A 25,843-nucleotide genomic window follows, 5' to 3' on the forward strand; every position below is an offset into this window, starting at 1 on the left:
ACCGCGTACGCCACCCACGGCGAACCCCTGGTCCCGATCTACGTGTTCTACTCCATGTTCGGCTTCCAACGCACCGGGGACTCGTTCTGGGCCGCAGCAGACCAAATGACCCGCGGCTTCATCATCGGCGCGACCGCAGGACGGACCACCCTCACCGGCGAAGGACTCCAACACGCCGACGGACACTCCCCCATCCTGGCCTCCACCAACCCCGCCGTGAAAACCTACGACCCCGCCTACGGCTACGAAATCGGCCACATCATCCGCCACGGCCTCGAAGAAATGTACGGCGACGCCTCCACGGATAAAAACGTCATGTACTACCTCACCGTCTACAACGAGCCCATCACCCAACCCGCCGAACCCGAAAACCTCGACATCAACGGGCTCCTCAAAGGCATCTACCGCCTCGCCGAAGCCCCCACCGCGGACGGCACCAAAGCAGAGAACCGCCCCACAGCGAACATCCTCGCCTCCGGCGTGTCCGTCCCCTGGGCCCTCGAAGCCCAAAAGATCCTCGCCGAAGACTGGAACGTCGCCGCCGAAGTCTGGTCCGTGACCTCCTGGAACGAACTCCGACGCGACGGACTCGCCGCCGAAGAACACGCCTTCCTCAACCCCGGCCAACCCGCCCGCACCCCGTTCATCACCGAACAACTCGCAGGCACCACCGGACCCGTCATCGCCGTATCCGACTACATGAAAGCCGTCCCCGACCAAATCCGCCAATTCATCCCCAACGACTTCGCCTCCCTCGGAGCAGACGGCTTCGGCTTCTCCGACACCCGCCAAGCCGCCCGCCGCTACTTCAAAAACGACACCCACTCCATCATCGCCAAAACCCTCCAACTCCTCGCCGCCAAGGGAGAAGTTGAAGAAGGCGCCTTGGAAAAGGCCATCGAGAAGTACCGGCTCCTGGATGTGAACGCCGGCACCACCGGCGGAGCAGGCGGAGACGCCTAAACAGCTGCCGAAGGCAGCCCTGCCTCAACGGCAGAACCAGCAATAACCGCAGCGGCGGCTTCCACCACACGGTGGCGGCCGCCGTCGTGGTTTAACCGGGCGGGACCATGCATCCCAACCATGTGACCAGCAACAACGCAAGTTGTAGCCTTCTCACAAATGGAGCTTGTCCGGGATGGGCCGTATGCTCATTCCATGGCAGAGCCGACCAAAACAACTTCCAAGCGCAAGGCAGCAACCCAGGCATTGTCGCCGGAAAAGGCCGAGACTCTGCGGCAACTCCGCGCCAACGTCGGTCAATTGTCCACCAGCACCATGCGCCAGCTCGAGAAGTCACTGCCTTGGTACAGCCGGCTGAGCTCCGATGAGCGGTCAGCGCTGGGCCTGGTCGCCCAAAACGGCATCGCCGCGTTCGTGACCTGGTACGAACGGCCCAGTTCGCCGTCGTGGATCCTCACGGACGTGTTCGGCAACGCCCCCACCGAGCTGACCCGTTCGATCAGCCTGCAAAAGGCCCTGCAACTGATCCGCATCGTCGTGGAAGTGGTGGAGGACCAGGTTCCCGTCATCGCGCCGGAATCGGACCAGCCTTCACTGCGCGAGGCTGTCCTGCGCTATTCGCGGGAAGTGGCATTCGCGGCCGCAGATGTCTATGCGCGCGCCGCCGAGTCCCGCGGGTCCTGGGACACCCGGCTGGAAGCGTTGATCGTTGATGCCATCCTTCGTGGCGAAAATACGGATGCTTTGCGGTCCAGGATCGCCGCCCTCGGCTGGAAAGCCCAGGAGCGCTTCACCGTGATGGTAGGCAATTCACCGTCGGAACCCAGCGCCAGCTACGTCAGCGAACTGCGCCGGACCGCCGGTCGTTTCGCAGAGGATGCCCTGGTGGGAATCCAAGGTGATCGACTCATTTTGATCCTTGGCGGCGTTCAGGACCGTGACACCGCCTACGTCAAACTCAGCGAACTCTTCGCCCCCGGGGCCGTTGTTTACGGGCCGGAAGCGGGATCACTGGTGGAAGCAAGCAGCTCAGCCCAGGCAGCATTCGCTGGGCTCACGGCCGCCCGGGCATGGCCCTCCGCTCCCCGCCCCGTCGCGGCCGACGACCTGCTTCCCGAACGCGTTGTCTCCGGCGACGACGCCGCCCGGAGGTCGTTGATCAAAAACATCTACCGCCCACTGCTGGCCGCTTCGAACGGCCTCGTGGAGACCTTGGGGACTTACCTGGAGCTGGGGCATTCACTGGAAGCCACGGCCCGCGAACTGTTCGTCCACGCCAACACTGTGCGCTACCGTTTGAAGCGTGTCTGCGACGTCACAGGCTGGGATCCGCTCCTCCCCCGGGAGGCTTTCGTGCTCCAAACTGCCTTGGTGGTGGGCCGGCTTTCGGCCCAGCCGAAGGCCGCTCCCGAACGTCACACGTCGCGTTCACAGAACTGAACCGTTGTAGACTTCCTACAAACTGACCCAGTGAGCTTGGTGTACCAAAACACCAGTGGATCACGTGGCAATTTGGAAAGCTGGATACGTGCTTGCAATCGTCTGCCCTGGACAGGGCTCCCAGACCCCTGGATTTTTGGCCCCCTGGCTGGAACTCCCCTCCGTCGAAGGCCACTTGGCCACCCTGAGCGAGATCGCAGGCATTGACCTCAAGGCCCACGGCACCACCTCGGATGAAGAAACCATCAAGGACACCGCGGTGGCCCAGCCGCTGATTGTTGCGGCAGGACTCATCGCGGCCACGTCGTTGTTCGACGTTGAGCTCAGCACCCTTCCGGTCATCCTCGCGGGCCACTCCGTCGGCGAAATCACCGCATCCGCCCTTGCCGGTGTGCTCACGGAGGCCGAAGCCATGACCTTCGTGCGGGAACGGGCCAACAGCATGGCCGCAGCAGCTGCGGTAACCCCCACCGGAATGAGTGCAGTGGTGGGCGGCGATCCCGCCGAGGTGCTGGCCGCCATCGAAGCATCCGGGGCCACCCCCGCCAACGTCAATGGCGCAGGACAAACAGTGACAGCAGGTACCTTCGAACAACTCAAGGCACTGGCTGAGAACCCGCCGGCAAAAGCGCGCGTGATCCCCCTCAAGGTCGCAGGCGCGTTCCACACTTCCCATATGGCCCCGGCCGTCAGCGCGCTCGAGGCCCTCAAACCGTCGCTTTCGCCGCAGAACCCGGCGGTTCCCCTGCTGTCGAACTATGACGGCAAGGAAGTCACTTCAGGAACTGCCGCCGTCGACAGCTTGATCGCCCAGGTTTCCCGCCCCGTCCGCTGGGACAAGTGCATGGAAACGCTCGTTGAACGCGGCGTCACCGGCGTGATCGAGCTTGCCCCGGCCGGTACCCTCGCAGGACTCGCCAAGCGTGGCATGCCCGGCGTCAAGACAGTTGCCGTGAAGACCCCGGATGACCTGTCCGCGGCTCTCGCGCTCTTCGCAGAATTGGAGGGACAGGCATGAGCACTCCCGTACTGAACAAGGCCGCGGTCAACGAGAACTCGCGCATCCTCGGCATCGGCGCCTACCGTCCCGATGTCATCGTCACCAACGAGGACGTCTGTCAGTGGATTGACTCCTCGGACGAATGGATCCGCCAGCGCACGGGCATCATCACCCGGCACCGCGCCGCCGCTGACGTCAGCGTGATCGACATGGCCGAAGGCGCAGCACGGGGAGCCCTCCAGCAGGCGGGCATCGAAGCGTCACAACTGGGTGCAGTGATCGTCTCCACCGTGACCCACCCGTACGCGACGCCGTCGGCTGCCGCTGCACTCACCGAACGTTTGGGCGCGACGCCGGCACCCGCCTTTGATATCTCGGCCGCCTGCGCAGGGTACTGCTACGGCGTAGCCCAAGCTGACGCCTTGGTCCGCTCCGGTGCAGCTGAGTACGTCCTGGTGGTCGGCGCGGAAAAGCTCTCCGACGTCATCGACAACCACGAGCGCACCATTTCGTTCCTCTTGGGCGACGGCGCAGGCGCTGTTGTAGTCGGCCCCTCCGACACCCCTGGGATCGGTCCCTCCGTCTGGGGCTCGGACGGCAGCAAGTGGGACGCCATTGGCATGACCCACTCCCTCGAAGACGTCAAGAAGCTGGGCGAATCCGCCCGGCACTCCGACGAAATCGACGACCCCGCCATCCTTTCGGCGACCCAGGACGTGTGGCCCACGCTGCGCCAGGATGGCCAGACCGTGTTCCGCTGGGCCGTCTGGGAAATGGCCAAGGTAGCCCAGCAAGCCCTTGATGCGGCCGGTATCGAAGCAAGCGATCTCGCCGCCTTTGTTCCGCATCAGGCCAACATGCGCATCATCGACGAGATGGTCAAGAAGCTCAAGCTTCCCGAATCCGTTGTCATCGGCCGCGACATCGCCCAGGCGGGCAACACCTCCGCGGCGTCCATTCCGCTGGCAACGCACCGCTTGCTTCAGGAAAATCCTGAACTGAGCGGCGGCCTGTCCCTGCAGATCGGGTTCGGCGCCGGACTGGTCTTCGGCGCCCAGGTAGTGGTTCTGCCGTAGACCTGGAGTGGCCCCGTGGCCTCCAGCCAACTGAATACGACTTTCAAACCCAAACCGTAAACCGCGGTTTGCCCCCTTTCCGGCAGTAGCCGGTACAACAAGAAAAGGAGCCAACAATGGCTAGCAACGAAGAAATCCTGGCCGGCCTGGCTGAAATCGTCAACGAAGAGACGGGCCTCGCCACCGAAGCCGTAGAGCTCGACAAGTCCTTCACGGAGGACCTGGACATCGACTCCATCTCCATGATGACCATCGTTGTCAACGCTGAAGAGAAGTTCGGCGTTCGCATTCCCGACGAAGAGGTCAAGAACCTCAAGACCGTCGGCGACGCCGTCAGCTTCATCGCCAACGCCCAGGCCTAGTCCTGTCAAAAGCTGTGCCGGGCCGGGATTTCCATCCCGTGGCCCGGCACAGCCGCAGTAACGCCCAAAGATTTTCTTGCCTCCCCCTGTGAGACCTGCAGGTAGGACGGCTGATCCGACAGAGAGTGATCGCATGGCACGCAAAGTAGTCATAACCGGTCTGGGGGCCACCACTCCCATCGGCGGCGACGTACCCACAATGTGGCAGAACGCGCTGAAAGGGGTCTCCGGCGCCCGCACGCTCGAGGATGAGTGGGTGGCCAAGTACGACCTCCCCGTCCACTTTGCTGCCCGCTGCTCAACCCCGGCACTTGAGGTCCTGAGCCGCGTTGAGGCCAAGCGCATGGACCCTTCCACGCAGTTTGGTGTCATCGCCGCCCGTGAAGCCTGGTCCGACTCCGGGATTGAAGAGATCGACCACGATCGCCTGGCAGTTGCCTTCGCCACAGGCATCGGCGGCGTCTGGACCCTGCTGGACGCTTGGGACACGTTGAGGGACAAGGGACCCCGCAGGGTCCTGCCCATGACGGTTCCCATGCTCATGCCCAACGGCGTGGCAGCTGCGGTCAGCCTGGACCTCGGCGCCCGCGCCGGAGCGCACACCCCTGTTTCGGCTTGCGCCTCAGGTACCGAAGCCCTCCACCTTGGCCTGGACCTGATCCGTTCCGGCAAAGCGGATGTGGTTGTCTGTGGTGGAGCAGAAGCTGCCATCCACCCAATGCCGCTGGCTGCCTTCTCCTCCATGCAGGCCCTGTCCCGCCGTAATGACGAGCCGGAGCGCGCATCCCGCCCCTACGACATCGACCGTGACGGTTTCGTCATGGGTGAAGGCGCAGGCGCCCTGGTCCTCGAGGCCGAAGAGCACGCAATTGCCCGTGGCGCCCGCATCTATGCCGAGCTGGCCGGCACGTCAGTAACGGCTGATGCCTACCACATCACGGCACCGGACCCCGAAGGCCTTGGCGCAACCCGGGCCCTGAAGGCTGCAATGTTTGATGGCCGGATCCAGGCTGAGGACGTTGTCCACGTCAACGCCCACGCCACATCGACGCCGGTTGGTGACAAGCCCGAGTACACGGCCCTCCGTGCCGCCCTGGGCACCCACGTGGATAACGTGGCGGTATCTGCCACCAAGTCGCAGATGGGACACCTCCTGGGCGCTTCAGGCGCCGTTGAGGCAGTGCTGACCGTCTTGGCTGTCTACGAGCGGAAGGCCCCGGTCACGATCAACCTTGAGAACCAGGATCCTGAGATCCCCCTCGACGTCGTGACATCGGTCCGCGATCTGCCTGCAGGCGACATCGTGGCGCTGAGCAACTCCTTTGGCTTCGGAGGGCACAACGCCGTCATCGCAGTCAGGAACGTCTGACAGCGTCGAAGGATACCGCCTCATTGAGACGTGAGAAGGGCCCCACCTGTTGGTGGGGCCCTTCTCATTGCTATGGGAGGCGCTGATGCTGGGTGCGGTCAGCGAACCTGGGGCAATCAGCCGGTGGGTGTCGCTAGCCGACCTGGTGCAACCAGCGGACCGGAGCGCCCTCTGCCGCGTGGCGGAAGGGTTCCAGTTCCTCGTCCCACGCTTCGCCCAGCGCCAGGGACAACTCATGATAGACCGCTGAGGGATCGCCGGCACCGGATTCGTACGCATAGCGGATGCGGTCCTCGGTCACCATGATGTTGCCATGGACGTCCGTCACGGCATGGAAAATACCCAGCTCCGGGGTGTGGGACCAACGGGCTCCATCCACTCCCTGGCTCGGCTCTTCAGTGACCTCATAGCGCAAGTGCGCCCAGCCCCGAAGGGCCGACGCCAACTGCGCCCCGGTACCGGGCGTTCCCGTCCACGACAGCTCGGCCCGGAACATTCCAGGCGCAGCAGGTTGAGGGGTCCATTCAAGATCGGTCCGCTTGTCCACGACCGATCCAATGGCCCACTCAACGTGCGGGCACAGTGCCGTAGGGGCCGAGTGCACAAACAAGACACCGCGGGTTGTTGCAACAGACATTCCATCCTCCATAGCTGTAGGTACGTCTTCCCCAACGACCTCTGCCTGGATGTTTGCTGCTGCTGCGGGATGCCATGAAAAGTCATGTGGGCCCTGACAGGCTATTCAGTTATGTTTTGCCGTACTGACGATCTTGGCACAGATCCAACCCTCAAGCATGACGTGAAGGTTTCCCCGTGGTGCTCTTATTTTGCCGTACCCCGCCGGTTTCCGCCAGTGCGGGACGTGGCGGTCGTGCTCATGCCCGCGGGTGTGCTTGCTGGTAGCTCTTCCGCAGCCTGTCCACCGAGACGTGGGTGTAGATCTGCGTGGTGGCCAAGCTGCTGTGTCCAAGAATTTCCTGGACGGCGCGAAGATCCGCTCCCCCGTCCAAAAGGTGGGTTGCCGCGCTGTGCCTCAGGGCGTGCGGCCCCGTCGCTGAGGTGTCGCCGAGGGCCTGCAACAGGCCGCTGACCACCGCCCGCACCTGGCGGGGATCAACGCGGTTGCCCCGCACTCCCAGGAAGAGGGCCGGACCGCTCGTTGGCGTAACCACTGCGGGACGGCCCCGCCGAAGCCAGTCATCAACTGCCACGGCCGCGGGAACGCCGTAGGGCACCGTGCGCTCCTTGTTCCCTTTGCCCAGGACACGGAGCGTCCTTCGATCCGGATCAAGGTCGTCGATGTCCAACCCGGCAAGCTCGCCCACGCGAACTCCCGTGGCGTAGAGGAGTTCCACCATGGCCCGGTTGCGGATGGCCATGGGGCCGCCCGCCTCAGCCGCAGCGTTCAGGTCATCCACCATACGGGTCACTTGCTGCCGCTGCAGGACACCAGGCAGGGATTTGTCCCGTTTGGGTGCCTGCAGCCGAACTGCGGGATCCGTCCCAATGAGTTCTTCCCGGAGCGCCCATCCAGTGAACGATCGGGCCGTCGCGGCCCGGCGCGCGAGCGTCGCACGTGCCATGCCTGCTTCACTCTGGGCGCCAAGCCAACGCCTCAGGCTGCCCAACTCCAATTGCCCGAGTTCCTGGACTCCCTCCGCCAAGGCAAAGCCAAGGAGACTTTCCACGTCCGCCAGATAGGCCCGGACCGTATGTGAAGACCGGGCACGTTCACCCTCCAAGTAGCGCCGAAAGCCTTCCATAGCGCCGCGCATCGAAGCTGGTAATGATTGTCCGTCCACCCTTCCCACTGTGCCAGCAGCCGGAGCAAACAGACAGTATCAACATGCTCTTTCCGGAGAGGCTCCTGGATTCCAGGCGGCTAGGCATTCCTGGCGCGTTTCCAACCACCCCGTTCCGAGGTGGCCAGGCCCAGGAGTCCCAGTCGTCCGAGACCCGCCCGGACAGTATCCGGGCCAAGGCCCGCTACCACGGTCAATTTCTCCACCGAGGAGGTGGAACGTAGCGGCAGGGCATCCAGGAGGATGAGGTCTTCCAAGGACAAGCCGTCGTGCACTGCCGGCTCCGCGCTCTTCTCCTCGGAGCTGGATTCTCCTATGGCACCGGCGAGTTCGGTGATCTCGCCGATATCGGTGACACACACCGCCCCACCTTCCCGGAGCAGGCGGTGGCAGCCTGCCGAGTTGGCGCTGTGGATGGACCCCGGAACAGTAGCAACAACCCGGCCAATGGACTCAGCATGGTGCGCTGTGTTGAGGGCACCGGACCGCCACCGCGCCTCCACCACCACGGTGACCGACGCAAGAGCCGCAATGATCCGATTCCGTTGCAGGAATCGGTAGCGGGTGGGAGCGGAACCGGGCGGTACTTCAGAGATGACAGCTCCTTGGGTGGACACAGCCCTCAGAAGGTCCTCATTGCCGGAGGGGTAGAAGCGGTCCACGCCGCCAGCCATCACTGCGATGGTGGGCACATCGGCCATCCCGCCGTTCAGCGCTCCGCGGTGTGCGTGGGCGTCAATGCCGTAAGCGCCACCGGAGACCACGGTGTATCCGCGCTGCGCCAAGCCGTAGGCGAAGTCGCCCGTGACGGACGCGCCATAGCTCGTGCTGTCCCTGGACCCCACAAGGGCGATGGCCTGCCGGACGGGGGGCAGCGGCTGTTCCTGGCCCCGCCACCACAGGCATAACGGTTCCTGGAGACCAAGGTCTTCCAGTTGCTGCGGCCACAACTCATCTCCCGGCACTATCAACCTGCCACCGAGGCGGCGCATGGTTTCGAGGTCGCGGTCCGGTGCAAGGTCATTGATGCGTGGTGCCCATCGCCGGAGGGTTGCCGGAAGCCCAACCCAGGTGGACGGTCCGCCGGACTCACCGAGGACGGTGGATACTTCCTGCTCAAGGCGTGGCCCTGTAGCCACCTCTCCGGTGGCAACTCCCAAAGCATCGATCGGCCCGAGAACCCGGACCAACGCCAGGCCCACGGAATCCTGAGGTTCCATCAGCCGTGCCAACGCCGCCCTGGCAATCCGTTCTTTGTCCTGCATCCCCGCTGCGGCCATTGGTTTGGTTCCCTTCGTTTCGATGTTCCTCATGTCGCAGCCGCTGCCTGCCGGAGCCCCAGCGCTTGGCCGATGTCATCAGCATTCGGTGTTCCACCGTGTCCGAGGTCGGCGAGCGTCCAGGCCAACCGGAGGACGCGGTCGTAGCCGCGGGCAGTCAATGTCCCACGTTCCAGGGCAGCGTCAAGGATGCGGGTGGTGCCTGCCGACAACCGCAGTTCGCCGCGCAAGGTGCGCCCTGGAACCTGGGAGTTCGTTTCAAGTCCGAGTTTCCCTAAGCGGTCCACCTGGCTTCCCCTTGCCGCCAGCACGCGGGCGGCTACGGCGCCCGTGTCCTCTTCCTTTCCTGCGTGTCCAAAGTCGGCCAAGGACACCCGTTCGACGTGGAGCTGAATGTCCACACGGTCCAGCAAAGGCCCCGATATTCTTCCGAAGTACCTCCGCCGCATCATGGCAGTGCAGGTGCAATCCATGCCCTTGCCCGAAGCCTTGCCGCAGGGGCACGGATTGGCTGCCAGCACGAGCTGGAAACGGGCGGGGTACGCTGCCGTTCCCGCCGAGCGATGAATCACCAGTTCCCCACTCTCCAAGGGTTGCCGGAGCGCATCGAGTACCCGACGTTCATACTCCGGTGCCTCATCAAGGAACAAGACACCACGATGCGCCCGTGAGGCCGCACCTGGCCGGGGAAGCCCGGAACCGCCTCCGATGATGGCCGCTGCAGTAGCCGTGTGGTGCGGGTTCTCGAAGGGAGGCCTTCGGATCAGCCGCACGGCAGAGGACTGGACGGCTGCCAACGAATGGATGGCCGTAACTTCCATGGCCGCCGTGTCCGCCAAATCGGGGAGCAACCCTGGCAAACGTTCGGCCAACATCGTTTTTCCGGCGCCCGGCGGCCCTGTCAGCAGCATGTGGTGGCCCCCTGCGGCAGCGACCTCCAGCGCCCGCCGCGCCTCGCCCTGGCCCGAGACGTCGCAAAGATCAGGAACCATGGCACCGTCGTCTTCGTCATCGTCAAGGACATCGCCGTCCCCGGGATCGTAGTCGAGGGCCAATTCCTTGGGGTCGGCACCAAAATCGAACGCGAGCCGTGCGAGTGTTTTGTACCCCCGGACATTTGCCCCGGGCACCAGCGACGCTTCCACGACGTTCGCGTCAGCCACCACAACATCCGGATAGCCCGCGTGAACGGCAGCCATCACTGCCGGCAGGATACCCCGTACCGGCCTCAACCTGCCGTCCAACCCCAGTTCAGCAATGAAGACTGTTCCGCCGATGGAGCGGACGTCGTTCGCCGCGCATAAGACGGCCATGGTGATGGCGAGGTCAAATCCCGAACCCCGTTTGGGCAGGGATGCTGGTATGAGGTTGGCAGTGATCTTCCGCCGGCTCAGTGGTATCCCGGAGTTTTGGGCTGCGGACCGGATTCGTTCCTTGGCTTCGTTGAGTGCGGCGTCGGGTAATCCCAGAATGACAAAGTTGGGAAGCGTCTGGCCGATGTCTGCTTCCACTTCCACGATGTAACCGTTGAGGCCCACCAGGGCAACGCAATGGCTGCGTCCGACCCCCATTCAGACCACACCCCGCAGATGGTCAAGTTCAGGCTCGCCAACGCCGTCATCGATGACCGAGACGACATCGACGCGCCTGCGTGGGGCATTCAGCTCGTGTTCCCGGCACCACGATGATGCGAGCCGGTGAAGCCGGGCCAGCTTGGCAGACCCCACAGCTTCGAAAGGATGCCCGTAGTCCAGGCTTCGACGCGTCTTGACTTCGGCCACCACCAAGGTGTCGCCGTCAATCGCCACAATGTCGATTTCACCGTCTGCGCATCGCCAGTTTCTGTCGACGATCCGCATCCCCTGGTTCTCCAGGAAACCGGCCGCCAGCGCCTCGCCGTTTCGGCCCAAAAGGTCTTTTGCCCTCATGACCATCACCTCCGCTTACCAGCCTTCAGGCTGGAGGCGGAGGACGGCAGGGGCTTATGAGGCTATGTGGGTAAACCTTCTGGAATCGTTGCTGTGGAGGAAGAGTGGAGAGCTAGTTGCCGAGATCGCCCAAGTCTCCCAGACCGCCATCCTTGGGCAATGCGAGGTCCTCGTTCCGGGGCAGTTCTTCGACGTTGACGTCCTTGAACGTAATAACCCGGACGTTCTTCACGAAACGTGCTGAGCGGTAAACATCCCAGACCCAGGCATCCTGCAGGGTCAGGTCGAAGTAGACTTCCCCGTCTGCGCTGCGTGCCTGGAGGTCCACATGGTTGGCCAGGTAGAACCGCCGTTCGGTTTCCACGACGTAGCTGAACAAACCGACAACATCCCTGTATTCACGGTAGAGCTGCAGCTCCATGTCGGTTTCATAGTTCTCAAGGTCCTCGGCGCTCATAGTTCCATCTTGCACTATCTGCCGGGCAGCACGCGCCACCCGGACCGCGGCGCAGGAACTACCGGTCCAAGGGGAGCTTCAGCCGGCCTCCGGCCCCGTCAGGTTCCAGCTGGTCCGGTGATAGGCGCTGGGCCCTTGGAGCCGGATCACTTTCCTGTGGGCAGAGGTGGCGTAGCCCTTGTTTTCGTTCCAACCGTAAGCAGGGACCTCCGCATGGAGGTCGACCATGATGCGGTCACGGGCCACCTTCGCCAGCACGCTGGCGGCAGCAACACTAAGGCAGCTCATGTCCGCTTTGACCCGGGTGTGGACTGGCGCCTCGCACCATGGTCCCAGGGCAGGCTCGTCAAAGAGGGAGGCCTGAACATCCGGCGAGAGCCAATTGTGGCTGCCATCCAGCAGGACAACGTCAGGCGTGGTGCCACCGGCAAGGACCTCGAACCACGCACGCGTACCCGCCAGGCGCAACGCGGCGATGATGCCAATGTCATCGATTTCCCGGGACGACGCGTGCCCCACGGCAGAGGCGACCGCCCAGTCACGGACCAAGGGTTCAAGCCTGTCACGGTCCTCGGGTTTGAGCAGCTTGCTGTCCCGGACATCGGCCAGCAAACCGTGATCCTCAAGGTTGACGACCGCTATCCCCACACTCACAGGGCCGGCCAGGGCGCCACGGCCCACTTCGTCCACGCCCGCGAGCAACCGCACGCCGGACGAAAGGAAGGACCGTTCAAAGTCCAGGGTTGGGAACCCCACGGGGATCTTCGCCTTGGACTTGGACTTCGCCCCGGTCCGGGCCGCCGTTCTGCCCGTGGCCTTCGCCGGCGCCTTGGCTGATGCTTTGCCCTTCGGATCGGTGATAGCCCTTGCCATGATTAGCCTGCGGTTCCTGCTGGGACATCGCGGAAGACGTCCTGGAAGTTGTCAAGGATGGTCCAACGGTTGACGGGCCAGGCAATGACCGTCGCCTTCCCCTCAATGTCGTCCATATTGATGAAGCCGCCGTTGATTTCCTGATGGGCACGGGAGTCAGCGGAATGGTTTCGGTTATCGCCCATGACCCAGACTTTGCCCTCCGGAACAACAATGTCAAAGGGATTCGGCTGCGGGACTTCTGCCGGGTTGATGTAAGTCTCGTCCAGCGGCACACCATTGATACTGACCCGCCCTTGGGCATCACAGCAGGAAACCCTGTCTCCGGGAAGCCCAATGACACGCTTGACGAGGTGCTGTTCGTTGTCGTCGGCAGCCAAACCCACAAACTCAAGCGCATCCCCTACCCAGTCCATCGGGCCGGCGGGTTCCTTGGCCACGGGAGTCAGCCAGTTCTGGGAGTCCTTGAACACCACCACATCACCATGCTGCAGGGCGAAGGGCTCGGGAACCAGGAGGTTGATGAAGATCCGGTCGTTGACATCCAACGTGCTCTCCATGGATTCCGAAGGAATGTAAAACGCCCGGAAGAGGAAGGTCTTCAAGAGGAAGGAGAGCACCAAGGCGATGGCCACCACGGTGACGATCTCTTTGACCCAGACAAGAACAGGGTTCTTGCGGGGTTTCTCCACTGCGTGGGCGCCACCAGTGGATTCACGCGGACCATCCTCGCCGCTGCCACCGGTGCTGCCAGGTGCTGGAGCGTCAGGTTGACCGGAATCAGCCACCCCGGAAGCAGGTGCCGTTCCGTCCGAGACCCGGGCGTCGTCGTCGTACCGCTCGGGATTCTCTGGAGCTTTGTCCGGCATCTATTGTCCGTTCTTCGATGTTTCGGCCTGCGTAGAGCGAGGCACCTCTGCAAATCTATCAAGTGGCCAGATGATCTGGACTGGTCTGCCGATAACGCGTTCGACGGGAACCATACCGCCACCCGGGGCTCCGAGCAGTCCACGGGAGTCCGCCGAGCGCGAGCGGTGATCCCCCATCAGCCAAAGTCGACCCTTGGGCACCACCACATCGAATTTCTGCTTGCTGGGTTCGTCTCCCGGATACACATAGGGTTCCTCAACCGGCTGACCGTTCACTGTGAGGCGGCCACTGGCATCGCAGCATTGGACCCGGTCCCCCGCAACGCCGATGACCCGCTTGACGTAGGTGGTCTCACTGCCCGTGAGACCGAACCATTGGCTCGCTGCGGAGACGGCGTCAACAAAGGGGCCCTGTCCACTGCTCAGAGGCGCGAAGGAACCGCGGCCGTCGAAGACCACGATGTCACCGCGGCGGATCGGCTCGGAACCAAAAGCTGTCCGCGACACCAGGATCCTGTCCCCCGTGCCAAGGAGCGGTTCCATGGATTCGGAAGGAATGTAATAGACGTCCAGCCACAACGAACGGACGAGTCCGCTGATCGCCACGGCAAGGATCAGCGCCAGCAAAACAAAACGCCAGCCCTGTTTCCGGGGCTGGCGTTCTGATGTGTCCATGACTCGTATCCCTGTTGCGTTGCGGATTGCTCCGGAACAACCGGGCACGAATCCTGGACCCGTTGCGTAAGTCGCAGGACCTACTTGGCGAAGTCGCGCTTTTCCTTGATCTTCGCAGCCTTACCGCGCAGTGCACGCATGTAGTAAAGCTTTGCGCGGCGGACGTCACCCTTGGTGACGACCTCGATCTTCTCGATGATCGGGGAGTGTACCGGGAAGGTACGCTCTACGCCGACACCGAAGGACACCTTGCGCACGGTGAAGGTTTCGCGAACGCCGTCACCCTGGCGGCCCAGGACGAAGCCCTGGAATACCTGGACACGGGAGTTCTTGCCTTCGATGATGTTGACGTGAACCTTGAGGGTGTCACCCGCGCGGAACTCGGGAACATCGTTACGCAGCGAGGCTGCATCTACGCTATCGAGGATATGCATTAATCCACTCCTGGTGAACGCCACAGGTCATTCACTTTGGGTTACGGCAGACAAGCCCGGGGCACGAAGGCCGTCCGGAAATTTCCGCCGAAGTTTCTTAGTGTCCGGTTTCGCCACTGATTGGCGTCACCGGGTTGTCCGACTGTTGGCTGAACTCCCCCTGTGGCAGGTGTCAGCCCAGTAGACACAAGGGTTAATTCTGCCATATGCATGACCATCGGGCCAACTGCCGGACTGTTCCCGGCCGTTGGAACGTTCGACGGCGGCTGCGGACCCTAGCTTGCTGCGTCGCCACCGGGCCGCGGACGAAGGCGCCCCTCGACGACGTCGTAGCCGAGGTCCGCGAGGGCGCTGCGGTCGGCGCGGCTCAACGCACCGGCGTCGAACGCTTCCAAAAGGTCCGGCCGGCGCTCAGCGGTCCGCCGGAACTGCTCATGGCGTCGCCATTGAGCAATCTTTCCGTGGTTTCCACTGAGCAGGATGGCGGGGACGTCATGGTCCCGCCAAGCCGACGGCTTGGTGTAGACGGGGTACTCCAGAAGTCCATCCGAGTGGGACTCCTCAATCAAGGATTCGGGGTTCCCCACAACGCCGGGCAGGAGCCGGCCAATGGCCTCGACCATGGCAAGAACGGCGACTTCGCCGCCGTTCAGCACGTAGTCTCCGAGGCTGACGGGCCGCACGGTGAAGTGGTCCTGCGCCCAGTCGATGACGCGTTCGTCGATGCCTTCATAGCGCCCGCAGGCGAACACCAGTTGCTCTTCCTCGGCCAACTCATAGGCCAGCGCCTGGTTGAACCGCTCCCCCGCCGGCGACGGAACAATCAGCACCGGTTTGGATCCTTCGCGCGCGCCGGCCACGGATTCCAGGGCCTGTGCCCACGGTTCCGGCTTCATGACCATTCCGGCACCGCCACCGTACGGGGTATCGTCCACAGTCCGGTGCTTATCCGTGGTGAACGTGCGCAGGTCGTGGACGTTGAGTTCCAACAAACCGTCCTGGCGGGCCTTGCCTATGAGGGAAAGCTCCAGCGGCGCGAGGTACTCGGGAAAAATGCTGACGACATCAATCCTCATTCAGGCATCATCCCCGGCGCCGTCCTCGGGTTCACCGGTGGTGTCGTCGTTGACCTCGAAGAGGCCAGCCGGCGGAGTGATGAGGATGTATCCATCCTCCACATTGACCTCGGGCACGATTTCCTCCACGAAGGGAACCAGGATTTCCTTGCCGTCGTCGGTCTTGACCATCAGGAGGTCCTGGACGGGCATGGTGTTGAGGGCTGCAACCTTGCCCACTACCTGCGAACCGACGCGCGCCTCAAGGCCGACCAGTTCGTGTTCATACCAGCCTTCGTCGTCGTCTTCGTCGTCAAGTTCTTCGGTCTCGATGAAGAGCTTCGCGCCGCGGACGACCTCTGCAGCGTTGCGGTCGGCGATTTCTTCAAATCCCAGGAGAAGGATGTCCTTGTTCCACCGGGCGCTGCGGATCGTCAACGGCCCTGCAGACGCCGGCTCCACGATGAACTCGGTTCCTGGGACAAAACGCTCGGAAGGGGCGTCGGTAAGTACCTGGACGGTCACCTCGCCGCGGATGCCATGGGGTTTGCCGATCCGGGCCACCTGGAGCTGCATGGGTTCCTCTGAATTCTTGTGTACCGCGCCGCCGGGCAGCCACGGTGATGAAATGGTGGATAAAGCAATCCGGCCCCTCCACCATATTCGGTGAAGGGGCCGGATCTAAGACAAGTAGTGCTGAGCGCGTTACCGGCGGCGGTCGGTGTCGACGACGTCGACCCTGACCTGCTCGCCACCTGCCAAGGCTGCAACCACTGTGCGCAATGCGCGTGCGGTGCGTCCTTGACGGCCGATCACCCGTCCGAGGTCCTCCTGGTGAACGCGCACCTCAAGGGATTCCCCGCGGCGGTTGTTCTTGGCACTGACCTTGACATCCTCAGGGCTGTCAACGATCCCACGGACCAAGTGCTCGAGCGCTTCTGCCAGCAACTTACTCAGCCTCGGTGGTCTCTGCTTCAGCGTCAGCGGAAGCTTCTGCTGCTTCCGACTGCTTGGCCTTCTTGGTGATGGCTTCCGGAATGATGACGGAACCCTTCTCCGGTGCTACGAAGGCTTCCTTCGGAGCTTTGGTCTTCAGGGTGCCTTCCTGGCCCGGGAGGCCCTTGAACTTCTGCCAGTCACCGGTGATCTTGAGGATCGCAGCAACCTGCTCAGTCGGCTGGGCGCCAACGGAAAGCCAGTACTGGGCGCGCTCGGAAGCGACCTCGATGTACGACGGCTCTTCGGTGGGGTGGTACTTGCCGATTTCTTCAATGGCACGGCCATCGCGCTTGGCGCGGGCATCCATGACGACGATGCGGTAGTACGGTGCGCGCATCTTACCGAAGCGCTTAAGGCGAATCTTTACGGCCACTTTTGTGGTCACTCCTGTTTCTGAAACGAGGTGAACCCGACGTTCTGCACCCGTGGGGCGGGCCATACTGGACGGTTCGAAGGACAAGACACGAGCACGGAGAGAGGGGCCGCACCGATCGAGTACCTGTCTATTGTGCCAGATGCCCGAAGCAAATACGACTTACGCCACGTCGGCCCGTGTGTTGTTGCTCACCAGCAGGGCGGAAATGCGTACCAAACCCGGGCCGGTGGCCTTATTCGGACCAGACGTAGAGCCCTGAACGCTCCACCTTTTCAACGTCCGTCGCCAATGCTGCCAGTTGCTGGACGTACTGGCGCGCCTGGACCGCATCGAAGGGCATGTCGTCCTGCGCAGCCCAAGCGGCAGCGACGTCGTCGAGGACATTTGCGTCACCTTCGCTCTCGTACGTCAGCAGTTCGGCCAGCGCCCTCACCATGGCCTCGGGGACGCCCAGGAGGGCATCACTGGTGACGTCAACCAAGGCGAGCTCGTAGTCGGCGCCCGCTGCATGGACGGCCTGGCCGGCGAGGTCACCCAACTGTTCGACTTCGAAGTCGGTAATGCCGTCGATCCTCACGGCGGGACCAGTGACGTCCGCGCCCTTGTCCAGGGCAGCTGCCCGCTTGAGTGCTTCATCGTGGGTGGCTACAAAAATTTCGGCAAAGCCCATGGAGAGTGCTCTCATTCCTTCGTGCTGACGGGGCGGCGGCACAGGAGCCGCGAGGATTCCATGCCGTCACTGCCCAGCCTAATGCAGGGGAAGGCCCCCACAGGCGGCGCCCGGCCAGCGGCCTGGTGAACGCCGCCTTAGCGAACGGCGACCCGCAGCTTGTTCCGCCACGGATCCTCGAACTGAAGTTCGGCACCCGTGTGGTGATTCTGCACGCCGGCGACCTTCAGGCGATCCGCCAGCGCAGCTACGTCGTCGGCGCCGGGGACCTCAATGAGCACCTCCCCCAGGCCAAGGGTGTCCTTGCGGGGGCCCGCGCCGCGGCTGTTCCACACATTCATGGCCATGTGGTGGTGGTAGCCTCCGGCGGAAACGAACAGCGCCTGGCCGTGCCATCCTGCGGTCCGCTCAAAACCCAGGGTTTCCACGTAGAACTTCTGGGCAGTCGCCACGTCCCCTACCTGCAGGTGGACGTGCCCGATGCCGGCCGCGGCCTCGCGTTGTCCGGTGACCGCCGCTTCACTCAGGTGCTGCTGGAGGAAGCGCTGCGGGGGCAGCGCCACATTGTCCATCACCACGTTCTTGCCGTCCCACTGCCAGAGTTCGCGCGGCTTGTCGTAGTAAAGCTCGATGCCGTTGCCCTCAGGATCAGTGAAATAGAAGGCCTCACTGACCAGGTGGTCGGCACTGCCGGCGAACGCACGGGGCTCGTATTCAGCAGCGGTGGCAATGGTGGCGGCCAAGGAGGATTGATCCTGGAACAGGATGGCCGTGTGGAACAGGCCGGCTTCCCCGCGCCCGGGGATCTGCAGGCCGGATGCCGGGGCGAGATGCACCACGGGCTTGCCCAGCCGCCCCAGATAGAGTCCGCCATCCTGCTCGGCCACGACTTGCAGGCCAAGGGCTCGCTGATAGTAGTCGCTCATGATCTTCATGTCGCCGACCTTGAGCATCACGGTGCCCATGGTGAGTTCGGCAGGCAGAAGATCCTGGCTGAGTGGTGTGGTCATGTGAAGCTCCCGATTCTGAGGCGACCGCGGATCGGCACCTTGTTATAGATCTAAATTACTTGAAGCTTCAATTTATTCCTAACGGACCACAGAACCGCGAAGTACGATGTGCCGAAGGCTGGAAACAGTCTCCACTTCGAGCCTTGGATCCTTCGAACACAGCACGACGTCGGCGGGCGCCCCTTCGCTGATGCCTTCCGCCCCCAGCCACTCCCGGGCACGCCACGCCGCCGCATCCAGGACCGCCAAAGGCGGCAGGCCGGCGTCGTGCAGTTCCTTCATTTCATCGGCGATCCTGCCGTGCTTGATCACGCTGCCGGCATCCGTTCCCGCGTAGATGGACACACCAGCTTCGAAAGCCTCCACAACGCGCTCGCGCCGCCGCTCCCAGAGCCGCACCATGTGTTCGGCATAGTCCGGGAACTTCGGCGCCGCCTGCGAGGCAATACCCGGGAACGTAGCGATATTGATCAAGGTGGGAACGATGGGCACGGATTGCTCCACCAGCCGGGGAAGGTGCCGCGGAAGGAGGCCGGTGGCGTGTTCGATGCAGTCGATGCCGGCGTCGAGCATGTCGTCGATGGTGTCTTCGGCAAAACAATGCGCCGTCACCCGGGCTCCTTCATCGTGGGCGGCAGAGATGGCGTCCTTGACGGTTTTCGCCGGGAACGAGGCAGCCAGGTCCCCTGCCCCGCGATCGATCCAGTCCCCGACGAGTTTTACCCAACCGTCTCCATCGCGGGCTTCCTTCCGGACGGTCTCTACGAGTTCTTCGGGTTCGATTTCGTGGCCCAAACCGCGGAGGTAGCGCCGGCTCCTGGCAATGTGGCGGCCTGCCCGTATCAGGCGGGGCAAGTCGGTGCGCTGCTGCACCCAACGGGTGTCGCTGGGTGAGCCTGCGTCCCGGATCAGCAGCGTCCCGGCGTCGAGGTCCGCACGGGCCTGGGCCAAGGTGGTCTGCTGATCAACGGCTCCGCCCTCCCCCAGGCCTATATGGCAGTGCGCATCGACAAAGCCCGGGAGGACCCACCCATCCAGGACACGATCGGGTGCCTTCGTGGGTGGCACGAATGTCAGCTTGCCATCCACGGACCACATTCCGTGGCGCTCTTCGTCCCCTGACACGAGCACTGGCCCGGTGAATTCGATGATGGTCGGCATGGGAAAAGCCTAGTCGGCAGCACACGCCGTGGAGCCCCGCGCGTCGATGTGACTGGGAGCCCCATGGGAGCTGTGGTAGCTTCGTCATGACCACACGGGGGCCCCTGCAGGGGCTGAGATCGGACTGATGCAGTCTGCGACCGTTGAACCTGTCCGGGTAATGCCGGCGAAGGAAGTGAGTAATCCTTGAGCACCACCACAACACAGCACAGCCCTGCCCAAAAGCAGCCCGCTACAGGCGAAAACACGTCGGGAACCGTGACGCAATCGCTGAAGTCCCATTCGCTGGCCTACCTCGAGGACCCGGACAGCGGGATCCGGGTCCCCGTCACAGAGATCGCTTTGGAACCTTCTCCCGACGGCAAAGCCAATGAACCCTTCCAGGTGTACCGAACGGCAGGCCCGGGCAGCGATCCCGTGGTGGGGCTGGAGCCATTCCGCGCAGCATGGATTGAAGCCCGCGCCGACACCGAGGCCTACTCCGGCCGCGAGCGGAACCTGCTCGACGACGGTAAGTCCGCGGTTCGTCGCGGGGAAGCATCGGCGGAGTGGAGAGGCGCCCACCCCGTGCCCCGCCGCGCCGTCGAAGGTAAAACCGTCACCCAAATGCACTACGCCAAGCGGGGCATGGTGACACCGGAGATGCAGTTCGTCGCCTTGCGGGAGAACTGCGACGTTGAGTTGGTCCGCAGCGAAGTCGCAGCAGGCAGGGCCATCATCCCGAACAACATCAACCACCCCGAATCCGAGCCGATGATCATCGGCAAGGCCTTCCTGGTCAAGATCAACGCCAACATCGGCAACTCTGCCGTCACGAGCTCCATCGCGGAGGAAGTGGACAAACTGCAGTGGGCCACTCAATGGGGCGCCGATACGGTCATGGACCTGTCCACCGGCGACGATATCCACACCACGCGGGAGTGGATCATCCGCAACTCCCCCGTTCCGATTGGCACGGTCCCCATTTACCAGGCTTTGGAGAAGGTCAACGGCGAAGCCAACAAACTGACGTGGGACATCTTCCGGGACACGGTCATCGAACAATGCGAACAAGGTGTTGACTACATGACCATCCACGCCGGCGTGCTGCTGCGCTACGTACCGCTGACAGCCAACCGGGTGACGGGCATTGTGTCCCGCGGCGGGTCGATCATGGCCGGCTGGTGCCTTGCCCACCACCAGGAAAACTTCCTCTACACGCACTTTGATGAGCTTTGCGAAATCTTCGCCCGGTACGACGTCGCTTTCTCACTCGGTGATGGTCTTCGCCCCGGCGCAACGGCCGATGCCAACGACGCCGCCCAGTTTGCCGAGCTGGACACGCTCGCCGAACTGACGCAGCGGGCCTGGGAATACGACGTTCAGGTGATGGTGGAAGGACCAGGCCATGTGCCGTTCCATCTGGTCCGCGAGAACGTGGAACGCCAGCAGGAGCTGTGCAAAGGAGCCCCGTTCTACACCCTGGGTCCCTTGGTCACCGACGTCGCCCCAGGCTACGACCACATCACCTCGGCCATCGGCGCCACCGAGATCGCACGGTACGGAACCGCCATGCTCTGCTACGTGACCCCCAAAGAGCATCTGGGGCTGCCCAACAAGGACGACGTCAAGACGGGCGTGATTACCTACAAAATCGCTGCCCACGCAGCCGATCTTGCCAAAGGGCACCCCGCTGCGCATCAACGTGACGATGCCCTCTCCAAAGCCAGGTTCGAGTTCCGCTGGCGTGACCAGTTCGCCCTTTCCCTGGACCCTGTCACGGCTGAAGCCTTCCACGATGAAACCTTGCCTGCGGAACCGGCCAAGACTGCCCATTTCTGTTCGATGTGCGGCCCCAAATTCTGCTCCATGCGCATCAGCCAGGACATTCGGGACGAATACGGCACGGCGGAGGAACAGAGCGCCATCGCGGAGATGCACAGCGGAATGCGGGTCAAGAGCGAGGAATTCCTGGCCTCGGGCGGAAAGGTATATCTCCCGGAACTTCAGGTCCCCGGCGCGCAAGGCCAGGAGAAAGCCGGCTCAGGAAGCCTGAACTGACATGGACCGTCCGACGTCGGCAACGAAGGAACGGATGATGTGATCGCCGTCGACTGAGTCCTGGGGCCGGTGTCCCCCCGCTGCAACCCGGCGGAGGGCCCCGGTCTCCTGGAGATAGGCGGCGATTTCTTCATAGAGGGGTTCCCAACCACCGGTAAGGACCAGGGTGGGGACGCCGGGCACGATGTGGAGCGGGGCATCCCAGGGCGGCGCTTGCAGCCTGAGCCTGCGGGCGGAGCGCTGTGCTTCGGGACTGTCCAACCCCCCGGTTTCAGCGGAGAACGCCCGGCGGTAATATTCACGCTGGTAGTCAGCGTCGTTGAGCTGCTTCCGTGCATCGAACAATGGCTCCATCAGGGCCCGGTGGGAACCGGTAGCCGGAAGCTCTGCCGTCAAGGACAAACAGGCGGGTTCCACCAGAGTGAGCGAATAGACCAGCTCAGGCCGTTCGATGGCCGCCAACATAGCGGAAATGGCGCCCTGCTCGTGGGCCACGATATGGCCGCCACCCGAATCAACCAGTGCATTGATGACGATGGCAACGTCAGCCGCCACGTTGGATTCCATGGGCTCAGCAACGGCATCAAAGCCGTGCCGCCGGAGGAACAGTGCGTCATAGGCGAGGGCCATGCCATGTTGTTTCGGCCACGCCGCAGCACCGAAGCTGCCCAGGCCGTGAACGAAGACTACGCGCTGCTTATGCATTGATTAAGCCTATTCCACGGCCCTGACATCCCAACTGCGGTGCGGTTGGGATGTCAGGCACGGGTTATTTGCCGAGGAACTTGTCGAAGCCCTTGGGCAGGTTGAGTGAGGACGGATCGAAGTCCGCTGCGCCTTGTCCGAAAGCTGCGCCCGAAGGAGCTGCAGAGGCGGCATTCGCCCGCTTTGCCTCGGCGTCACGGAGTTCCTGCGCCGCCTTGGCGGGGTTGCCTGAGCGGGCCTTCTTTTTAGGAGCGTTCTTGCCGTTCTTCCGTCCGCCGCCGGGGCCGCCGAGACCAGGCATGCCCGGCATGCCCGGCATGCCGCCGCCCTGGGCCAGCTTCTTCATCATCTTCTGTGCCTGGGCGAAGCGCTCCAGCAGGCCGTTGACCTCCGAGACGTGCACGCCTGAACCCTTGGCAATGCGGGCGCGGCGTGAGCCGTTGATGATCTTGGGAGCAACGCGCTCGTGCGGCGTCATGGAACGGACGATTGCCTCGACGCGGTCAATCTCTTTCTCGTCGAAGTTCTCAAGCTGCTGGCGGATGTTCTGCGCACCCGGCATCATCATGAGCATCTTCTTCATGGAGCCCATGTTGCGGATCTGCTGCATTTGGGCGAGGAAGTCGTCCAGGGTGAAGTCTTCCTGGTCGGCGAATTTCTTCGCCATCCTGGCGGCTTCGTCCTTATCCCACGCCTTCTCAGCCTGCTCAATCAGGGTGAGGACGTCACCCATGTCCAGGATGCGCGAGGCCATGCGGTCAGGGTGGAAGAGCTCGAAGTCGTCCAGGCCTTCACCGGTGGAGGCGAACATGACCGGCTTACCCGTCACGGATGCAACGGACAATGCGGCACCGCCACGGGCGTCGCCGTCGAGCTTGGACAGCACGATGCCCGTGAAGTTGACGCCTTCGTCGAAAGCCATGGCCGTGTTGACGGCATCCTGGCCGATCATGGAGTCGATCACGAAGAGGACTTCGTTGGGGATGATCGCCTGCCGGATGCGGCGGGCCTGGTCCATCATTTCGGCATCGACGCCGAGACGGCCGGCGGTGTCAACGATCACGACGTCGTGGAGCTTCTGGCGCGCTTCCTCAACACCGGCCTTGGCGACGGCCACAGGATCACCGGCGGGGTGCTCAAGCTCGGACGTTGCACCGGGGTGCGGAGCGAACACGGGGACGCCGGCCCGCTGGCCCACGACCTGGAGCTGTGTCACGGCGTTGGGCCGCTGAAGGTCACAGGCCACCAGCATGGGGCTGTGCCCTTGCGCCTTGAGCCACTTGGACAGCTTGCCGGCGAGGGTGGTCTTGCCGGCACCTTGGAGACCGGCGAGCATGATGATGGTGGGGCCGTTCTTGGCCAGGCGGATCCGGCGGGTCTCGCCGCCGAGGATCTCCTTGAGTTCCTCGTTGACGATCTTTACGATCTGCTGGCTCGGGTTCAATGCACCCGAGACTTCGGCGCCCAGGGCACGTTCGCGAACGCGCCCTGTGAACTCGCGGACTACCGACACGGCAACGTCCGCATCCAGCAGGGCGCGGCGGATCTCCCGGACTGTGGCATCAACATCAGCCTCGGTGAGGCGGCCCTTGCCACGAAGGTTCTTGAAGGTTGCTGTCAACCGGTCAGAGAGTGAATTGAACACGCGCCGTGCACTTCTTTCGATGGTCTACGAATGGCGGCCAATGCGGCACGCCAGAGTCTTGACGATTGCCCCCAGCAAAAATGTCATGACCCAACAAATCTGAATCGACTAGGGGACTCGACTATCTAGGGTACCAAGTCGCACCTGCAAGATGGCATGCTGGCACAGTGACCAGTAAAACAACTGTAAAAACGTTGCTCATCCTCGGCGCGTCCGGGGACCTTACAGGCAGGCTGCTGCTGCCCGGACTCGCCGGACTGCTGGCATCCGGACGCGCTCCAGGACTGCGCTTGGTCGGGGCGGGCTCGGACCCATGGTCGCCGGAACAGTGGCGCGAGCGGGTCACAGGCGCGTTCACTGCAGCCTCGGATGCTGCCGACGCGCAAGGACGGGCTGCGCTTGCATCCGTGGCTCAATCCACCGAATACCACCAGCTTGATGTCACTGCGGATGGGCCCCTGGCGGACCTCCTGGGCCGGCTGGAGGGACCTGTTGCCATCTACTTCGCCCTGCCTCCCCACGTCAGCCAGAAGGCCTGCGAAGTCCTCCACCCGGAACAACTGCCGCCTGGGACACGCTTGGTGATGGAGAAGCCCTTCGGCTCAGGCACAGAATCCGCGCATCAGCTGAACAAAACACTTGCTGCTTTGGTACCCGAAGACCACATCCACCGCGTGGACCACTTCCTGGGCAAAGCCACTGTGCTGAACATCCTTGGCCTGCGGTTCGCCAACCGGTTCCTGGAGCCGGTGTGGAACCGTGACCACATCGAAAAGGTGGAGATCATCTTCGACGAGGACCTCGCCCTCGAGGGTCGCGCCCGCTACTACGACACGGCCGGGGCGCTCCGGGACATGATCCAGAGCCATCTCCTCCACATCATGGCCTTCCTGGCCATCGATGCGCCCGCCACCATCGAAGAACGCGACCTGCGTGACGCCGTGGCAACAGTCCTGCGGGCAAGCAGCATCAAGGCCCCGTTCAGCGCCTCCACCCGACGGGCACGGTACACGGCTGGAACGCTCGGGGAGCGGACGGTGCCGGACTACGCCGCCGAGGACGGCGTGGACCCTGCCCGGAATACCGAGACCCTTGCCGAGGTCACGGTGGACATCGACAACTGGCGCTGGAAGGGCGTCCCGTTCATCCTCCGCTCCGGCAAGGCCATGGGACGCCGGCGCAAGGAAGCGGTCATCACGTTCCGCCCGGTTCCCCACCTGCCCAGGGGTTTTTCCGGCGTTGACTCCCCCAATCAGCTGCGGATCGGCTTCGGTCCTGACGTGCTGCAACTCGACGTCGATGTCAACGGCCCCGGCGACATCTTCACCTTGGACCGCGCCAGCCTGGTGGCAGAGCTCAACGCCCCGGGCATGCTGCCCTACGGCGAAGTGCTGGAAGGCATCCTCAACGGCGATCCCCTTCTCTCCGTCCGGGGCGATACGGCCGAGGACTGCTGGCGGATCATTGAACCGGTGCTGCGCGCCTGGGAGGCCGGCGACGTTCCGCTGGAAGAGTACGACGCCGGCAGCGCGGGGCCGGCGGACTGGCCCACCGGCGTCGTGGGCTAAACATAGCGCCAACAGCGCAAGCGGGCCGGGTACCTTGACTGGTACCCGGCCCGCTCTTGTTGAAGATCTTAACTTTTGGGTGAAGG

Annotated in this window: 27 protein-coding genes and 1 riboswitch; of the genes, 8 read left to right on the forward strand and 19 right to left on the reverse strand. The window is 63.3% G+C overall.

Going from position 1 to position 25,843, the window contains the following annotated elements; translation table 11 throughout:
- The 6 genes from QF015_RS08880 to QF015_RS08905 all read left to right on the forward strand — a co-directional run.
- Positions 1-963: transketolase-like TK C-terminal-containing protein (locus tag QF015_RS08880; RefSeq protein WP_429388488.1), on the forward strand; the 963-nt coding region annotated here is incomplete at its 5' end.
- A 195-nt stretch (positions 964-1,158) separates the two neighbouring features.
- Complete coding sequence (locus QF015_RS08885) at positions 1,159-2,403, forward strand: PucR family transcriptional regulator (protein ID WP_310208621.1); 1,245 nt, start codon at positions 1,159-1,161, stop codon at positions 2,401-2,403.
- 88 nt (positions 2,404-2,491) lie between these two features.
- The gene (locus QF015_RS08890) at positions 2,492-3,421 is read left to right on the forward strand and encodes an ACP S-malonyltransferase (RefSeq protein ID WP_429388490.1); all 930 of its coding nucleotides are present in this window, start codon (positions 2,492-2,494) and stop codon (positions 3,419-3,421) included.
- Positions 3,418-4,479, forward strand: coding sequence for a beta-ketoacyl-ACP synthase III (locus QF015_RS08895; protein WP_310208624.1), 1,062 nt, complete (start codon positions 3,418-3,420; stop codon positions 4,477-4,479). The genes QF015_RS08890 and QF015_RS08895 overlap by 4 nt, the downstream gene beginning before the upstream one ends.
- A gap of 116 nt (positions 4,480-4,595) precedes the next feature.
- Complete coding sequence (locus QF015_RS08900; RefSeq protein ID WP_011692310.1) at positions 4,596-4,841, forward strand: acyl carrier protein; 246 nt, start codon at positions 4,596-4,598, stop codon at positions 4,839-4,841.
- 133 nt (positions 4,842-4,974) lie between these two features.
- Positions 4,975-6,210 carry a beta-ketoacyl-[acyl-carrier-protein] synthase family protein gene (locus tag QF015_RS08905; RefSeq protein ID WP_310208627.1) on the forward strand — a complete coding sequence of 412 codons (1,236 nt, stop codon included), beginning with the start codon at positions 4,975-4,977 and terminating at the stop codon, positions 6,208-6,210.
- Positions 6,211-6,343: 133 nt separating this feature from the next.
- Here the strand turns inward: QF015_RS08905 and QF015_RS08910 are convergent, their stop codons facing one another.
- From QF015_RS08910 to QF015_RS08990, 17 genes are all read right to left on the reverse strand, one after another.
- On the reverse strand, positions 6,344-6,847 hold the full coding sequence (locus tag QF015_RS08910; protein WP_026005636.1) for a DUF3145 domain-containing protein: 504 nt from the start codon (positions 6,845-6,847) through the stop codon (positions 6,344-6,346).
- Positions 6,848-7,085: 238 nt separating this feature from the next.
- A complete protein-coding gene (locus QF015_RS08915; protein ID WP_429388493.1) occupies positions 7,086-7,985 on the reverse strand; it encodes a tyrosine recombinase XerC in 900 nt (299 codons plus the stop codon).
- Between the two features lie 107 nt (positions 7,986-8,092).
- On the reverse strand, positions 8,093-9,325 hold the full coding sequence (gene dprA, locus QF015_RS08920) for a DNA-processing protein DprA (RefSeq protein WP_429388494.1): 1,233 nt from the start codon (positions 9,323-9,325) through the stop codon (positions 8,093-8,095).
- Complete coding sequence (locus QF015_RS08925; RefSeq protein WP_429388496.1) at positions 9,322-10,863, reverse strand: YifB family Mg chelatase-like AAA ATPase; 1,542 nt, start codon at positions 10,861-10,863, stop codon at positions 9,322-9,324. The genes dprA and QF015_RS08925 overlap by 4 nt, the downstream gene beginning before the upstream one ends.
- Positions 10,864-11,229 (reverse strand): YraN family protein, encoded by a 366-nt coding sequence (locus tag QF015_RS08930; protein WP_310208635.1) that lies wholly within the window; start codon positions 11,227-11,229, stop codon positions 10,864-10,866. It abuts the gene before it with no gap.
- A gap of 103 nt (positions 11,230-11,332) precedes the next feature.
- Positions 11,333-11,677, reverse strand: a complete 345-nt coding sequence (locus QF015_RS08935; RefSeq protein ID WP_216923842.1) for a DUF2469 domain-containing protein — start codon at positions 11,675-11,677, stop codon at positions 11,333-11,335.
- 78 nt (positions 11,678-11,755) lie between these two features.
- Complete coding sequence (locus tag QF015_RS08940; RefSeq protein ID WP_429388498.1) at positions 11,756-12,550, reverse strand: ribonuclease HII; 795 nt, start codon at positions 12,548-12,550, stop codon at positions 11,756-11,758.
- 2 nt (positions 12,551-12,552) lie between these two features.
- Complete coding sequence (gene lepB / locus QF015_RS08945; RefSeq protein ID WP_310208639.1) at positions 12,553-13,419, reverse strand: signal peptidase I; 867 nt, start codon at positions 13,417-13,419, stop codon at positions 12,553-12,555.
- Positions 13,420-14,094, reverse strand: a complete 675-nt coding sequence (lepB, locus tag QF015_RS08950) for a signal peptidase I (RefSeq protein ID WP_429388500.1) — start codon at positions 14,092-14,094, stop codon at positions 13,420-13,422.
- An 80-nt stretch (positions 14,095-14,174) separates the two neighbouring features.
- Positions 14,175-14,528, reverse strand: coding sequence for a 50S ribosomal protein L19 (gene rplS / locus QF015_RS08955; protein ID WP_144649543.1), 354 nt, complete (start codon positions 14,526-14,528; stop codon positions 14,175-14,177).
- A gap of 275 nt (positions 14,529-14,803) precedes the next feature.
- Positions 14,804-15,604 carry a tRNA (guanosine(37)-N1)-methyltransferase TrmD gene (gene trmD / locus QF015_RS08960; protein WP_429388503.1) on the reverse strand — a complete coding sequence of 267 codons (801 nt, stop codon included), beginning with the start codon at positions 15,602-15,604 and terminating at the stop codon, positions 14,804-14,806.
- Entirely contained in the window at positions 15,605-16,159 is a 555-nt protein-coding gene (rimM, locus tag QF015_RS08965) for a ribosome maturation factor RimM (RefSeq protein WP_429388504.1), read from the reverse strand.
- Between the two features lie 129 nt (positions 16,160-16,288).
- Positions 16,289-16,531, reverse strand: a complete 243-nt coding sequence (locus QF015_RS08970) for an RNA-binding protein (protein WP_011775119.1) — start codon at positions 16,529-16,531, stop codon at positions 16,289-16,291.
- Position 16,532: 1 nt separating this feature from the next.
- A complete protein-coding gene (rpsP, locus tag QF015_RS08975; RefSeq protein WP_310208645.1) occupies positions 16,533-16,955 on the reverse strand; it encodes a 30S ribosomal protein S16 in 423 nt (140 codons plus the stop codon).
- 235 nt (positions 16,956-17,190) lie between these two features.
- Entirely contained in the window at positions 17,191-17,643 is a 453-nt protein-coding gene (locus QF015_RS08980; protein ID WP_429388506.1) for a hypothetical protein, read from the reverse strand.
- 122 nt (positions 17,644-17,765) lie between these two features.
- Entirely contained in the window at positions 17,766-18,638 is an 873-nt protein-coding gene (locus tag QF015_RS08985; protein ID WP_429388507.1) for a VOC family protein, read from the reverse strand.
- Between the two features lie 78 nt (positions 18,639-18,716).
- Positions 18,717-19,799, reverse strand: a complete 1,083-nt coding sequence (locus QF015_RS08990; RefSeq protein WP_429388509.1) for an amidohydrolase family protein — start codon at positions 19,797-19,799, stop codon at positions 18,717-18,719.
- A gap of 84 nt (positions 19,800-19,883) precedes the next feature.
- Positions 19,884-19,991: riboswitch (TPP riboswitch) on the forward strand.
- On the opposite strand from QF015_RS08990, the gene thiC reads away from it, so the two are divergent.
- Complete coding sequence (thiC, locus tag QF015_RS08995) at positions 19,986-21,839, forward strand: phosphomethylpyrimidine synthase ThiC (protein ID WP_429388510.1); 1,854 nt, start codon at positions 19,986-19,988, stop codon at positions 21,837-21,839. It overlaps the preceding riboswitch by 6 nt.
- Here the strand turns inward: thiC and QF015_RS09000 are convergent.
- Together QF015_RS09000 and ffh are read right to left on the reverse strand one after the other, a co-directional pair.
- The gene (locus tag QF015_RS09000; protein ID WP_310208654.1) at positions 21,822-22,544 is read right to left on the reverse strand and encodes an alpha/beta fold hydrolase; all 723 of its coding nucleotides are present in this window, start codon (positions 22,542-22,544) and stop codon (positions 21,822-21,824) included. The genes thiC and QF015_RS09000 overlap by 18 nt on opposite strands.
- Positions 22,545-22,608: 64 nt before the next feature.
- Positions 22,609-24,189, reverse strand: a complete 1,581-nt coding sequence (ffh, locus tag QF015_RS09005; RefSeq protein ID WP_310208656.1) for a signal recognition particle protein — start codon at positions 24,187-24,189, stop codon at positions 22,609-22,611.
- 167 nt (positions 24,190-24,356) lie between these two features.
- On the opposite strand from ffh, the gene QF015_RS09010 reads away from it, so the two are divergent.
- Positions 24,357-25,757, forward strand: a complete 1,401-nt coding sequence (locus tag QF015_RS09010) for a glucose-6-phosphate dehydrogenase (RefSeq protein WP_310208657.1) — start codon at positions 24,357-24,359, stop codon at positions 25,755-25,757.
- Positions 25,758-25,843 lie beyond the last annotated feature (86 nt).

Source organism: Paenarthrobacter sp. TE4293, assembly GCF_050435325.1.
GTDB lineage: Bacteria > Actinomycetota > Actinomycetes > Actinomycetales > Micrococcaceae > Arthrobacter > Arthrobacter nitroguajacolicus_C.

Excerpts from the sequence above, each read along its gene's own strand:
- QF015_RS08885 (WP_310208621.1), top strand. The coding sequence starts at position 1,159 with ATGGCAGAGCCGACCAAAACAACTTCCAAGCGCAAGGCAGCAACCCAG.
- QF015_RS08895 (WP_310208624.1), top strand. The coding sequence starts at position 3,418 with ATGAGCACTCCCGTACTGAACAAGGCCGCGGTCAACGAGAACTCGCGC.
- QF015_RS08900 (WP_011692310.1), top strand. The coding sequence starts at position 4,596 with ATGGCTAGCAACGAAGAAATCCTGGCCGGCCTGGCTGAAATCGTCAAC.
- QF015_RS08905 (WP_310208627.1), top strand. The coding sequence starts at position 4,975 with ATGGCACGCAAAGTAGTCATAACCGGTCTGGGGGCCACCACTCCCATC.
- QF015_RS08910 (WP_026005636.1), bottom strand. The coding sequence starts at position 6,847 with ATGTCTGTTGCAACAACCCGCGGTGTCTTGTTTGTGCACTCGGCCCCT.
- QF015_RS08915 (WP_429388493.1), bottom strand. The coding sequence starts at position 7,985 with ATGCGCGGCGCTATGGAAGGCTTTCGGCGCTACTTGGAGGGTGAACGT.
- dprA (WP_429388494.1), bottom strand. The coding sequence starts at position 9,325 with ATGAGGAACATCGAAACGAAGGGAACCAAACCAATGGCCGCAGCGGGG.
- QF015_RS08925 (WP_429388496.1), bottom strand. The coding sequence starts at position 10,863 with ATGGGGGTCGGACGCAGCCATTGCGTTGCCCTGGTGGGCCTCAACGGT.
- QF015_RS08935 (WP_216923842.1), bottom strand. The coding sequence starts at position 11,677 with ATGAGCGCCGAGGACCTTGAGAACTATGAAACCGACATGGAGCTGCAG.
- QF015_RS08940 (WP_429388498.1), bottom strand. The coding sequence starts at position 12,550 with ATGGCAAGGGCTATCACCGATCCGAAGGGCAAAGCATCAGCCAAGGCG.
- lepB (WP_310208639.1), bottom strand. The coding sequence starts at position 13,419 with ATGCCGGACAAAGCTCCAGAGAATCCCGAGCGGTACGACGACGACGCC.
- lepB (WP_429388500.1), bottom strand. The coding sequence starts at position 14,094 with ATGGACACATCAGAACGCCAGCCCCGGAAACAGGGCTGGCGTTTTGTT.
- rplS (WP_144649543.1), bottom strand. The coding sequence starts at position 14,528 with ATGCATATCCTCGATAGCGTAGATGCAGCCTCGCTGCGTAACGATGTT.
- trmD (WP_429388503.1), bottom strand. The coding sequence starts at position 15,604 with ATGAGGATTGATGTCGTCAGCATTTTTCCCGAGTACCTCGCGCCGCTG.
- rimM (WP_429388504.1), bottom strand. The coding sequence starts at position 16,159 with ATGCAGCTCCAGGTGGCCCGGATCGGCAAACCCCATGGCATCCGCGGC.
- QF015_RS08980 (WP_429388506.1), bottom strand. The coding sequence starts at position 17,643 with ATGAGAGCACTCTCCATGGGCTTTGCCGAAATTTTTGTAGCCACCCAC.
- QF015_RS08985 (WP_429388507.1), bottom strand. The coding sequence starts at position 18,638 with ATGACCACACCACTCAGCCAGGATCTTCTGCCTGCCGAACTCACCATG.
- QF015_RS08990 (WP_429388509.1), bottom strand. The coding sequence starts at position 19,799 with ATGCCGACCATCATCGAATTCACCGGGCCAGTGCTCGTGTCAGGGGAC.
- QF015_RS09000 (WP_310208654.1), bottom strand. The coding sequence starts at position 22,544 with ATGCATAAGCAGCGCGTAGTCTTCGTTCACGGCCTGGGCAGCTTCGGT.